The 12456-nt window shown below is 69.3% G+C and carries 11 protein-coding genes; 9 read left to right on the forward strand and 2 right to left on the reverse strand.

Features of this window, described 5'->3' with window-relative positions; genetic code table 11:
* The first annotated feature begins 116 nt into the window (after positions 1 to 116).
* From ETD83_RS04705 to ETD83_RS04725, 5 genes are read left to right on the forward strand one after another with little or no spacing between them, the layout of a single operon-like run.
* Entirely contained in the window at positions 117 to 1724 is a 1608-nt protein-coding gene (locus tag ETD83_RS04705) for an ABC transporter ATP-binding protein (protein WP_138643794.1), read from the forward strand.
* Positions 1721 to 2962 (forward strand): ABC transporter permease, encoded by a 1242-nt coding sequence (locus ETD83_RS04710; RefSeq protein ID WP_205717494.1) that lies wholly within the window; start codon positions 1721 to 1723, stop codon positions 2960 to 2962. Before ETD83_RS04705 ends, ETD83_RS04710 begins: the two co-directional genes overlap by 4 nt.
* The gene (locus ETD83_RS04715) at positions 2959 to 4314 is read left to right on the forward strand and encodes an ABC transporter permease (RefSeq protein ID WP_138643795.1); all 1356 of its coding nucleotides are present in this window, start codon (positions 2959 to 2961) and stop codon (positions 4312 to 4314) included. The genes ETD83_RS04710 and ETD83_RS04715 overlap by 4 nt, the downstream gene beginning before the upstream one ends.
* 4 nt (positions 4315 to 4318) lie before the next feature.
* Entirely contained in the window at positions 4319 to 4741 is a 423-nt protein-coding gene (locus ETD83_RS04720) for a cytidine deaminase (RefSeq protein ID WP_138643796.1), read from the forward strand.
* A gap of 4 nt (positions 4742 to 4745) precedes the next feature.
* Positions 4746 to 6020 (forward strand): thymidine phosphorylase, encoded by a 1275-nt coding sequence (locus ETD83_RS04725; RefSeq protein ID WP_138643797.1) that lies wholly within the window; start codon positions 4746 to 4748, stop codon positions 6018 to 6020.
* Positions 6021 to 6024: 4 nt separating this feature from the next.
* On the opposite strand, the gene ETD83_RS04730 is transcribed toward ETD83_RS04725, so the two are convergent.
* On the reverse strand, positions 6025 to 6768 hold the full coding sequence (locus ETD83_RS04730) for a siderophore-interacting protein (RefSeq protein ID WP_138643798.1): 744 nt from the start codon (positions 6766 to 6768) through the stop codon (positions 6025 to 6027).
* 93 nt (positions 6769 to 6861) lie between these two features.
* Here ETD83_RS04730 and ETD83_RS04735 point away from each other — a divergent pair, with 93 nt between their 5' ends.
* Both ETD83_RS04735 and ETD83_RS04740 read left to right on the forward strand, forming a co-directional pair.
* The gene (locus ETD83_RS04735; RefSeq protein ID WP_138643799.1) at positions 6862 to 7578 is read left to right on the forward strand and encodes a TetR/AcrR family transcriptional regulator; all 717 of its coding nucleotides are present in this window, start codon (positions 6862 to 6864) and stop codon (positions 7576 to 7578) included.
* Positions 7579 to 7668: 90 nt separating this feature from the next.
* A complete protein-coding gene (locus ETD83_RS04740; protein WP_230420678.1) occupies positions 7669 to 9525 on the forward strand; it encodes a Xaa-Pro dipeptidyl-peptidase in 1857 nt (618 codons plus the stop codon).
* 59 nt (positions 9526 to 9584) lie between these two features.
* Here ETD83_RS04740 and ETD83_RS04745 read toward each other — a convergent pair whose 3' ends face one another.
* Entirely contained in the window at positions 9585 to 9878 is a 294-nt protein-coding gene (locus ETD83_RS04745; RefSeq protein WP_138643800.1) for a hypothetical protein, read from the reverse strand.
* Position 9879: 1 nt separating this feature from the next.
* Between ETD83_RS04745 and ETD83_RS04750 the strand changes: the two genes are divergently transcribed.
* Complete coding sequence (locus tag ETD83_RS04750) at positions 9880 to 10071, forward strand: hypothetical protein (protein WP_138643801.1); 192 nt, start codon at positions 9880 to 9882, stop codon at positions 10069 to 10071.
* Positions 10072 to 10509: 438 nt separating this feature from the next.
* On the forward strand, positions 10510 to 12273 hold the full coding sequence (locus tag ETD83_RS04760; RefSeq protein WP_171064017.1) for a WD40 repeat domain-containing serine/threonine protein kinase: 1764 nt from the start codon (positions 10510 to 10512) through the stop codon (positions 12271 to 12273).
* The last annotated feature ends 183 nt before the right edge of the window (positions 12274 to 12456 follow it).

The following is a 12456-nucleotide window of genomic DNA, read 5'->3' on the forward strand; positions in this document are numbered from 1 at the left end:
CCGCGTCCGCGCGGGATGGCGCGACCCGGCCCGTCCCGTACGGCCGTAATCGCGCACCGGGCGTCACCGATCGGGTGACGCCCGGTGCGGTCCCAGGTCAAGAGGAGGGGCGACTCGTGCCTGAGCAGGTGCCGGCCGTGCGGCTGACATCGATCACCAAGCGGTTCCCCGGGGTGGTGGCCAACCGCGACGTCAACCTCACCATCGAGCGCGGCGAGGTGCACGCGCTGTGCGGTGAGAACGGCGCCGGCAAGTCCACCCTGATGAAGATCCTCTACGGGATGCAGCGGCCGGACGAGGGCGCCATCGAGATCGAGGGCGAGCAGGTCACCCTCCGGACCCCGGCCGACGCGATCGGCCGCGGCATCGGCATGGTCCACCAGCACTTCAAGCTGGCCGACAACCTGACCGTCCTGGAGAACGTGATCCTCGGCGCCGAGCCCCGCACCTGGTTCGGCGGCATCGACTTCGCCGCCGCCCGCGCGAGGATCGAGGAGATGTCGCGGGCGTACGGGCTCAGCGTCGACCCGGACGTGCTGGTCGAGACGCTCGGCGTCGGCAAGCGGCAGCGCGTGGAGATCCTCAAGGTGCTGTACCGGGGCGCCCGCGTGCTGATCCTGGACGAGCCGACCGCCGTCCTCGTCCCGCAGGAGGTCGACGAGCTGTTCGGCAACCTGCGGGAGCTGCGCGCCGAGGGCCTGACCGTGCTGTTCATCTCGCACAAGCTGGACGAGGTGCTCGCCGTCGCCGACACGATCTCGGTGATCCGCCGCGGCACGACCGTCGCGACCCGGCTCGACCCGCGCGAGGTCACGTCGCGGCGGCTGGCGGAGCTGATGGTCGGATCGGAGCTGCCGACCCCGGAGCTGCGCGACTCCACGGTCACCGAGGACGTCCAGCTCGACATCTCGGGCCTGACGGTCCTCACCCCGGAGGGCCGTCCCGTCGTGGACGACGTTTCGCTGCGCATCCGCCGCGGCGAGATCGTCGGGCTGGCGGGCGTCGAGGGCAACGGGCAGACCGAGCTCATCGAGGCGATCATGGGGATCCGGCACGCGGACGCCGGGACCATCCGGTTCTTGCCGGGGGGTGTGGGGGGTCGTTCCCCCACAATGACACGCGGCGGCGACGACATCACCCACTGGGCGACCCGGAAGCGCCGCGAGGCGGGGATCGCCTACATCCCGGAGGACCGGCACCGGCACGGGCTCGTCCTGGAGGGGACGCTCTGGGAGAACCGGATGCTGGGCCACCAGACGCAGCCGCCGAACGTCCGCGGCCCGTGGATCGACCGGCGCGGCGCCCGCCGCGACACGACCCGGATCGTCCAAGCCTACGACGTCCGGACGCCCGGGATCGACGTGCCCGCCGCGGCCCTGTCGGGCGGCAACCAGCAGAAGCTGATCGTCGGGCGGGAGATGTCCGGCGAGCCGCACCTGCTGATCGCCGCGCATCCGACGCGCGGGATCGACGTCGGCGCCCAGGCCGCCATCTGGGACCACCTGCGCCAGGCCCGCGCGGACGGGCTGGCCGTGCTGCTGATCAGCGCCGATCTTGAGGAACTCATCGGTATGTCCGACACCCTGCACGTGATCTACGGGGGACGGCTGGTCGCGGAGGTCGATCCGCGGACCGTCACCCCGGAGGATCTCGGCTCCGCGATGACCGGCGCCGGAGACGATTCCGGGGACAGTTCCGGAGACGGTTCCGGAGCCGGCTCATGAGCGAGCCGAAGGACCCGGGAAAACCCGACCTGTCCAAGGCGGAGCCGCCTTCGGACGTGCCGGAGCCGGTGCCGGCGTGGAAGGCGATCATGCAGGGGCTGGGCCCGACCGGGCTGGCGCTGCGGATCGGCTCGCCGCTGCTGGCGCTGCTGATCTCGCTCGTCATCACGATGATCCTGCTGCGGGCGACCGGCGCCGACCCGTTCAGCTCCGTGCAGAGCATGATCGACTACGGCACCACCGAGAACTCGATCGTCGACATCGTCAACCGCGCGACCCGCTACTACCTGTCGGCGGTCGCGGTGGCGATCGGGTTCCGGATGGCGCTGCTGAACATCGGCGTGGACGGCCAGTACCGGCTCGCCGCGTTCCTGGCCGCCGCGCTCGGCGGCGCGATCACCCTGCCCGCGCCGCTCGGCCAGCTGCTGGTGATCGCCGCGGCGATGGTGGTCGGCGGGGTGTGGGCGGCGATCGCGGGCGTGCTGAAGGTGACCCGCGGGGTCAGCGAGGTGCTGTCCACGATCATGCTGAACGCGATCGCGACCGGCCTGATCGCCTACCTGCTGAACGACCAGCGGCTCGCCGAGCTCCGGCCGGGCAGCAACAACGTCGCGACCCCGAAGATCCCCGAGGACGGACGGGTCGGCTCGCTCAACGGCTTCCTGTCGTCCATCGGGATCGACCTGCCCGGCGCGGTGTACGGGCTGCTGCCGCTCGCGATCGTCGTCGGGATCGTGTTCTGGGTGGTGATCAACCACACCAGGTTCGGGTTCGATCTGAAGGTGTCGGGGATGTCCCCGTCCGCCGCGCAGGCCAGCGGCGTCAACGCCCGCCGCATGATCGTCTACACGATGGTCGCGTCCGGGGTGGTGGCCGGGCTGATCGGGATGCCGGAGCTGCTCGGCGCGTCCCACGAGTACTCGCTGAACTTCCCGGCGGGCCTCGGCTTCACCGGCATCACGGTCGCGCTGCTCGGCCGCAACCATCCGGCCGGGATCGCGCTCGCCGCGCTGCTGTTCGCGTTCCTCGACCAGACCTCGGACGTGCTCCAGGAGGTCGACGTGCCGAAGGAGATCGTCGGGGTGATGCAGGGCGTCGTCGTGCTGACCGTCGTCATCGTGTACGAGCTGGTCCGGCGCTGGGAGATCCGGCTGCAGCAGCGCACCGTCGCGGCGGAGCTGGCCACCGGCCACGACCTGGCCCGCGAGGCCAGGGGGAGCACGGGGAGCGCCTCATGAGCACCGCGACCGGGATGGCGGCACTGAAGAAGGCCGCGAACGGCAAGCGCACGCTGCGCTGGCCGCACTACCTGCTGATCGCGTCCGGGCTGCTCGTCCTCCTCTCCCTCGTCCGCGTGATCGACGACGCGAACCCGGTGACGTCCAGCGGGACGGTCAGCGCCTCCCTCCGCCTCGCCGTGCCGATCTTCCTCGCGGGGCTCGGCGGGCTCTGGTCGGAGCGCTCCGGCGTGATCAACATCGGGCTCGAGGGCATGATGATCCTCGGGACCTGGACGGGCGCCTGGGCCGGCTACCAGTGGGGCCCGTGGATCGGCGTCCTCGCGGGGATCCTCGGCGGCGCGCTCGGCGGGCTGCTGCACGCGATCGCGACCGTGTCGTTCGGTGTCGACCACATCGTGTCCGGCGTCGCGATCAACATCCTCGGGATCGGCCTGACGCAGTTCCTCGCCGGGCTGATCTTCGACAAGGGCGAGGCGAAGGCGCTCGGCGGCGGGCCCCGGCAGTCGCCGCCCGTCGACTCGATAGACACGCTCACCCTGCCGGTGCTGTCCGGCGGGAAGATCGGCGGCTGGCAGAGCCCCGACTGGCTCGGCTCGCTGGAGGACCGGCACTGGTTCCTGCTGTCCGACCTGGCGGGCATCCTGCGCGGGCTGACCAGCGAGATGTCGCTGCTGACGTTCGTGGCGCTGCTGCTGGTGCCGCTCAGCTTCCTGATCCTGTGGCGGACGTCGTTCGGCCTGCGGATCCGCTCGTGCGGCGAGGACCCGTACGCCGCGGAGTCCCTCGGCGTGCGGGTCTACCGGATGAAGTACGCGGCCGTGATCATCTCCGGCGGGTTCTCCGGCCTCGCGGGCGCGTTCCTCGTCACCGTCGCGGGCAACCTCTTCCAGGACGGCCAGACCAACGGCCGCGGCTTCATCGGCCTGTCCGCGATGATCTTCGGTAACTGGCGTCCCGGGGGCCTCATGGCGGGCTCGCTGCTGTTCGGCTACACCGACGCGATGAACGTCCGGGGCGGCGGCGAGTCCGTCCACGCGCTGCTGCTGTTCGTGACGATCCTGCTGGTCGGCGTGGCGGTCTGGCAGGCGGTGCGCGGGACGCGGCTGCGGCCGGAGGCGGTCACCGATCTCGGCCACCGCGAGGTGCGCAACGCCTACTTCGGTTCCGTGCTGGCGCTGGTCGCGGCGGCCGGGCTGCTGGCGTGGTTCCTGATGAGCGACCTCGTCCCCGGCGAACTGGTCTCGTTCACGCCGCATCTGGTGACGCTGCTCGTCCTGTCCCTGGCGAGCCAGCGCCTCCGCATGCCCGCCGCGAACGGGCTCCGGTATCGGCGCGGTGAGGCACGATAAGGCCATGGAGCACGCTAAGGCAATCGAGATCGACTGGCCTGCCCTGCGCGACGCCGCGCGGGAGGCGATGAAGCGCGCCTACTGCCCGTACTCCGGCTTCCCGGTCGGCGCGGCCGCGCTGGTGGACGACGGCCGCATCATCAGCGGCTGCAACGTCGAGAACGCCGCGTACGGGGTCGCCCTGTGCGCGGAATGCGGCGTCGTGTCGGCGCTGCACGGCCCCGGCAAATCGGAGAACCCGCGCCTGGTCGCGGTGGTGGTCGTCGACCGGCACGGCAACACGCTGATGCCGTGCGGCCGCTGCCGCCAGCTCCTCTGGGAGCACGGCGGCGCGTCGATCCAGATCGAGACGACGCAGGGCATCCTCCCCATGTCGGACGTCCTGCCGGACGCGTTCGGCCCCGACGACCTGATCAAGAGGGTGTGATCCGTTGGACGCCATCGACGTCATCCGCGCCAAGCGCGACGGCGGCGCGCTGACCCCCGAGCAGATCGACTGGGCCGTCGACGCCTACACGCGCGGCGCGATCGCCGAGGAGCAGATGGCGGCGCTGGCGATGGCGATCCTGCTGAACGGCATGACCCGCGCCGAGGTCGCCCGCTGGACGGACGCGATGATCCGCTCCGGCGAGCGCATGGACTGGTCGGCGCTGGACCGTCCGACCACCGACAAGCACTCCACCGGCGGCGTCGGCGACAAGATCACCCTGCCGCTGGCGCCCGTGGTGGCGGCGTGCGGGGCGGCCGTCCCGCAGCTGTCCGGCCGCGGCCTCGGCCACACCGGCGGGACGCTCGACAAGCTGGAGTCGATCCCCGGCTGGCGGGCGTCGCTGTCGAACGAGGAGATGCTGGACGTGCTGCGCTCCGCCGGCGCCGTTGTCTGCGCGGCGGGCGGCGGCCTCGCCCCCGCCGACCGCAAGCTGTACGCGCTCCGCGACGTGACCGGCACCGTGGAGTCGATCCCGCTGATCGCGTCCTCGATCATGTCGAAGAAGATCGCGGAGGGGACGGGCGCGCTCGTCCTGGACGTCAAGGTCGGCTCCGGCGCGTTCATGAAGACGGTGGAGAACGCCCGCGAGCTGGCCGAGACCATGGTCGCGATCGGCACCGACAACGGCCTGCGCACCACCGCCCTCCTCACCGCCATGGACCGTCCGCTGGGCAACGCGGTCGGGAACGCCGTCGAGGTCGCGGAGTCGGTCGAGGTGCTCGCCGGGGGAGGCCCGGCGGATGTCGTCGAGCTGACCCTGACCCTCGCCCGGGAGATGCTCGCCGCCGCCGGGCTCACCTCGAAGGACCCGGCCGACGCGCTCAAGGACGGCGCCGCCATGGACGTCTGGCGCCGCATGATCACCGCCCAGGGCGGTGACCCGGACGCCCCGCTCCCGTCCGCCCGCGAGACCCACACCGTCACGGCGCCGTCCTCCGGCGTCCTGACCAGCCTGGACGCCTACGGCGTCGGCGTGGCCGCCTGGCGTCTCGGCGCCGGACGGGCCCGCAAGGAGGACCCGGTCTCGTTCGCCGCGGGCATCACCTGCCATGCCAAGCCGGGCGACACGGTCAAGGAAGGCCAGCCCCTCCTCACCCTCCACACCGACGACGAGTCCCGCCTGCCCCGCGCCCTCGAATCCCTGGACGGCGCGTACGAGATCACCGCGGATGGCACCCCCTCCCTCCACCCCTTGGTCATCGACCGGATCACCTGACCGCTCAATGCAGGCCCCGCTTGCCGGGCGTCCAGAACGGCTTGACCTTGACGGACGTGCGCGGCCACCCGCGATCACGCACCAGGTGATCACGGACCAGCTGGCATGTCCGCGCCTCCCCGGCCACATAGGCGGCACCCGGTTCCTCAGGAAGGTCGAGCCGTGACACGGCGTCGAGCATGACCTTCGACGACGCAGCGGACGCGCCCTCCCGATGCGCCCGATCCAGCCGATGCGGGCCGGGCAGCGGCGGGGCGAGCTCGGGCGTCTCGCTCTCCAGCACCCCGTAGACCCGCGCGGACGCGTCCAGCTCCCGCAGCATCGGCCCGAACGCGACCGACGCCGTCTCCTCTCCGACGAACACGTGGTAACCGGCGTCTCGGACGGAGAAGTCCCCCTGCGGCCACCAGAACGTCACCGTGTCGCCGGGCTTCACGTCCCGCGCCCACCGGAGCCCGATGCCGTCGCCGTCGTAGAGGTGCGCGCGGAGCTCCAGCTCCCGCGCGTCCCGGTCGAAGTCCCAGATCGTGTAGCTGCGGAGGGTCTCCACGGGGTGCAGCAGCCCGTGAATCGAGAGCGGGTCGTTGATCTGGATCCGGACGTGCTGCCCCGGCGAGTAGCGGAACTCGATCGGCGCCTCGGTAGCTAGCCGGATGCGCTTCATCGTTGGCGTGACCTCCCCGACGCCGGTGACCGCCGCGTCCATCGCGTACTTGCCGACCAGCCGGTTCAGTGGGTTACGGGCCATGGCTCCTTACTCCCTCTAGATTGATTTAGAGGTATTAAGGAAACATAGAAGCCCTAGACTGTCAACGCCCGTCGACGACCCGGAAGGACGCCCATGAGCCCCAGCCGCCGCGACCGCCTCCGGCAGGAGACCCTGGCGGAGATCCGCGAGGCGGCGCGCACGCTGCTGACCACGCGGGGCACCGCCGCGGTGACGATCAACGCCATCGCGCGGGAGGTCGGGATGAGCGGCCCCGCCCTGTACCACTACTTCTCGGGGCACGACGAGCTCGTCCAGGCCGTCACCGCCGACTTCTTCGCGGAACTGGGCGCGCAGATGCGGGCCGCCCGCGATGCCCGGCGCGCCGCCGGCGGCACCGTCTCAGCCCGCCTCCTGGCGGCCTGCCGCGCCATGCGGGGCTGGGCGATCACGCACCCCGCCGAGTTCGGCTGGATCTTCACCAGCCACGTCCCGTCCACGGTCACCCGCAGCCCCGACTCCGCCCGCAACCTGGCAGGACGCGAGTTCGAGCGCGTCTTCCAGGAAGAGATCGCGACGCTCTGGGAGACGAGCCCGTTCCCCGTCCCGGACGCCCTGCCGCCCGCGATCCGCGAACAATTGCGCGCCTACATCGACCGGCTGGGCGTCAAACTGCCCGTCGAGGCCGTCTATGTGACGACGTCCTGCTGGATCAGGCTCTATGGGCTTCTCTGCATGGAGGTCCTGAACCAGCTCGACTACATCTACACCGACGTGGAACCCATTTTCGAGGAATGCCTCAAAGACATGGCCGGAGTGCTCGGACTCGACTACGAGCCGCCACCGGCCTGACTGGCAGGTTTGTTAACAATCACCGTTGACGCAGGTCCGCGCCGCTCTGGAAAGCTGATCAGGTTTCTTTCAGTGATCAGGGAGCGCAAGTTGAGACCCTCACTCCTGTCCGTCACGGCACTCGTGGGCATGACGACGTTGGCGGCCGGCGCCTTGTCGCTGCCCGCCCACGCCGAGACGGCACGTCCTCACATCGTCGTGAAGGACGGCAAGACGCAGCCCGTGTTCTCCTACAAGGACGCCATTCGCGAAAAGATTTTCGTCGAGACCAAGGTGGACAGCGACGGGGACGGAAAGCGCGACCGCGTGTCCGTGTACCTCACCCGTCCGAAGGAGACGAACGACGGGCTGAAGGTGGCGTCCATCATCGAGGGCAGCCCTTATTACGGCGGCCTCCACGACACGCCGTACCACCCGGCGGACGTCACCGACTACCCGCGCCTCGCACCGTGGACGCCCCCGTCCGGCCCGCCCGGCGCGCCGAACTACGCGTTCCCCTATTACGACAACTATTTCGTTTCCCGCGGCTACGCCTTCCTCGCCGCCGACACCCTCGGCACGGGCGATTCCGACGGCTGCCCCACCGCCGTCGGCCCGAACGAGGCCCAGGGCATGAAATCCGTCGTCGAATGGCTCACCGGCGACGCCGTCGCCTACGACGCGAACGGCAACAAGGTCGGCGCGAACTGGTCGACCGGGAACGCCGCCATGGCGGGCAAGTCCTACGACGGCACCCTGCCCCTCGCCGCCGCCGGGACCCGCGTCAAGGGCCTCAAGACCGTCGTCTCCATTTCCGGCGTCTCCAACTGGTACGACGAATACCGCGCCAACGGCGGCGTGGTCGCCCCCGACGGCTGGGCGGGCGAGGACCTGGACCTGCACGCCAAGGTCGTCCTGTCCCGCAAGAACCCCGCGATCTGCGCGCCCGCCATGAACGACCTTGCAACGAAGATGGACCGCGTCACCGGCGACTACAACCGCACCTGGGACGACCGGAACTTCGCCAAGAGCGCCCCGCATTTCCGCGCCAGCGTCTTCATGACGAGCGGACTCGCCGACTGGAACGTCAAGCCGCTCCAGATGTCCCTTCTCTGGGACGGCCTGAAGAAGGCAAGCGTGAACCGGAAACTCTGGATTCACCAGGCCGCCCATGACGAGCCTCTCGACGTCCGCCAGAGCGCCTGGCTCGACGCGCTGAACCTCTGGTTCGGGCACGAGCTCTATGGCGTCCGCAACGACATCATGCGCCAGCCGAAGGTCGACCTCGAACGCACCCCGGGCAACTGGGAAACATACCGGGATTGGCCCGCGCCGACCGCCCGCCCCGTCCGCCTGGGCCTCAACCAGGACGGCTTGGGCAAGCCCGGCAACGGCATTCAGCACCTCGTGGACGACCCGTCCCGCAAGGCCGAAGAACTGGCCGCCAAGCCGGACGAGTCCGACCCCAACCGCCTGATCTACCTCACGCCCGAGCTGAAGGAATCGGTGAAGCTCAGCGGCACCGCCCAGGTGAAGCTTCGGGCCGCCATCAATGGAAAGTCGCCCTACCTGTCGGCCATTCTGGTCGACTACGGCACCGACGAGCGCGTCTCCGGCTACGTCCGGACGTCCGACACCTGGTGCTACGGCGACTCGATCCCCACCGACCAGGGCTGCCGGGCCGTCCGCAAGTACACCACCGAGGTCAGCCCCTTCAAGATCGTGACGCGCGGCTGGACGGACATCCGCAACCGCGAATCCATCTGGCGAAGCACCCCGGTCAAGCCCGGCCAGGAATACACGTTCTCCTGGCCGATGCAGCCCTATGACTACGTCTTCAAGAAGGGCCACCGCATCGGCCTGGTGATCCTCGCGACCGACCACGCCTACACGCTCCGCTACCCGGCGGGCACCAAGGTCGACGTCGACCTGCGCGGAAGCACCCTCACGCTCCCCCTCACCCGCTGATCCGAGGGACGGCCCCGCAGCACACAGCGGGGCCGTCTCCTCTCACCGGCTCCCCACGCTCATCCCAGCTCCCGGACGAGCGCCGCGACAACGCCCTCGACGTTCCGCACCGGCGCGATCGGCCGCCCGTCACTCCAGGTGAACCACCACGCCGCCCGGACGTAGTCGCACCCCACCTCCACCAGCCGCCCCGACCCGCCGATCCGGACGACGCTCACCCACGTCATCCCGCGCCGCTCGATCAGCCTGCAGGCCAGCTCCCGCCGCGCGTCCACCGCGGCCCGCAGCGCCTCCAGATGCACGAGCCGCTCGTTGGGCAGGACGTTGCCCGCGGCATGCTTCCCAGCGCTCACCGTGCGGTTCATCCTTGCCGACGGGCCGCTCACCGAGATCGCCAACCATTGGCTGCGAGAGCCGGGCCTGCGGGAGGTCATCACCACGCTTTCGACAGGTGACGCTGATGTCGACCACCCGGACGGCATTCCTGAACATCGCATTCCGCTTACATCGGAGACGCTTGGTCCGGCGAAACAATCTTTGGTATGACTCCGACGACCTGGCACGTCGGTCCATTCCAATTACCGGGCCGACTCCTCGGGTATCACGCGACCGTGTCAGTCGAACTCGTCGGAGGGGGGACGCCCCCGCTCACGGAAATGGCCCCGGAAATCGTCCCCATCCGCGCATATCTCCTAGGCCGCAAGGAACTGCTCGCTCGCTGGCGCTGAAGCCGGGGTGGGGTGCGCGACTCCATGGATCCGGACAGGCCCAAACTCATGTTCGGTTGTGCCGCCTGGTGGGTGTTCGCGTACCGTTTGAAGGCGAACGAATTCGACCTGGTGATAGGTGTTTCGCCGTAGTTCAGCTCCGGCGCCAGCGCGACCCTGGCTTGCCTGATCACTTTGCTGACACGGGGCGGGGACTTTTACTCGAGGCCTTTCTGATTTGATGCGCGGGGCTGGTTTGGTGTGGTTATCTGCCGGTATGACGGCGCCGGGGAGTCTTGTGGCCGGGCGGTATCGGCTGCTGGGGTTGCTGGGTGAGGGCGGGATGGGTGCGGCGTGGCGCGCCCGGGATGAGCGGTTGAGCCGGGAGGTGGCGGCCAAACAGCTCAAGGTGCCGCCCGACGTCGGTGCCGAGTCTGTGGCTCGGATGGTCAGCCGGATGCAGCGAGAGGCTCGTGCCGCGGCGGCGCTGCGGCATCACGGGATCGTCACGGTGCATGACCTGGTGGACGATGAGGATGGTCTGCCGTGGATCGTCATGGACCTGGTCTCCGGCTGCTCCCTGGATCAGGCTGTCAAGAATGAAGGTCGGCTGAGCGTGAAGCGAGCAGCGCGTATCGGTGCCCAGGTGGCCGACGCGCTGGCGACCGCGCATGCCGCCGGGATCGTGCATCGGGACATCAAACCCGCCAACATCCTGTTAGAGGCGGATCGGGCACTGGTCACCGATTTCGGGATCGCCGCCGTCGAGGGAGCCGCCCGCATCACCCACAGCGGCATTCTCATGGGCACCCCCGCCTACATGCCCCCCGAGCAACTGGAAGGGCGACGGGCCGCCCCGGAATGGGACGTCTGGTCGCTGGGCGCCACCCTGTACTTCGCCGTCGAAGGCCGCCAGGCGTTCGTCGGGTTCAGGCGGGATAGATCGGCACCCATGACCCACGCTGGTTGGCTGCGGTACGTCATCAACGACCTGTTGTGTGAGATTCCGTCCCGCCGCCCCACCGCCGCGCAAGCCGCCAAGTCCTTACGACAGGAACCCGCACCCGCTACCAGACCAGAACCGACCGACAGCACCAACGGTCCTCTGTCCGCCCTCATGTGGGATCACCCGATCCGGACCGGCCAACTCTCCGGCAATGCAACTCCTGTCACCGCTGGGGCGTTCAGCCCGGACGGCAGCACCCTCGCCACCGGCAGCGGCGATAATGCGGTTCGGTTGTGGGATGTCGGGAGCCGTTCTGAAATCGGCCGGCCCCTCACCCACGGCTACCCGATCCATGCGGTGGCGTTCAGTCCGGACGGTAAGACTCTAGCTACCGGTGATCTCGGCAATAAGGCGCGGTTGTGGGACGTTCAGAATCGCTCCCAGATCGGCCAATCCCTCGGGCATAGAGGCAAGTCCGGATCGGTCGACGCGGTGGCGTTCAGTCCGGATGGTAGGACCCTGGCCACCGGCGGCAGCGATAAGACGGTCCGGTTGTGGGACGTTGAGAACCGCTCCCAGGTCGGCCAATCCTCCGGCATGTTCCTCATTAGGGAAGAAGCGTGGGTCTTAGCGGTGGCGTTCAGCCCGGACGGCAGGACCCTGGCCACCGCCGGCAGCGACACAAGAGTCCGGTTGTGGGATGTCGAAAACCGCCGTCAGATCGGCCAGCCCCTCCTTCACAAAGGCCGGGGCAACGCGGTCTTAGCGGTGGTATTCAGCCCGGATGGTAAGACCCTGGCCACCGCCGGCAGCGACACAAGGGTCCGGTTGTGGGATGTCGGGAGCCGCTACGAAGTCGGTCGGCTCACCGGTCACAAGAAACGCGTCGTGTCGGTGGTATTCAGTCCCGATGGTAGGCGCCTGGCCACCGGCGGCGACGACGGGACGGTGCGGTTGTGGGATGTCGGGAGTGGCTCCGAGGTCGGCCAGCTCACCGGTCACAAGAAACGCGTCGTGTCGGTGGCGTTCAGTCCGGACGGCAGGTCCCTGTCCACCGTCGGCCTCAACGGGACGGTTCAACTGTGGACGCCCTGAATACAGCACGCGATGACCTGCTCGGGATGAGCGGTCACCCCCCGAAAATGGGCTGACGGTGGGGCCGGGCGTGCCGTGCGTCCGTCGTCGAAGATCGTGAGGACACGCGCGTGAACACGCCCGCTGTCTCTCTCTGACCCGTATCACCAGCGCTTCGTAGGCCGACTCCGTTGGGTTCTGTCG

Source organism: Actinomadura soli (assembly GCF_005889715.1).
Taxonomy (GTDB): Bacteria; Actinomycetota; Actinomycetes; order Streptosporangiales; family Streptosporangiaceae; genus Spirillospora; species Spirillospora soli.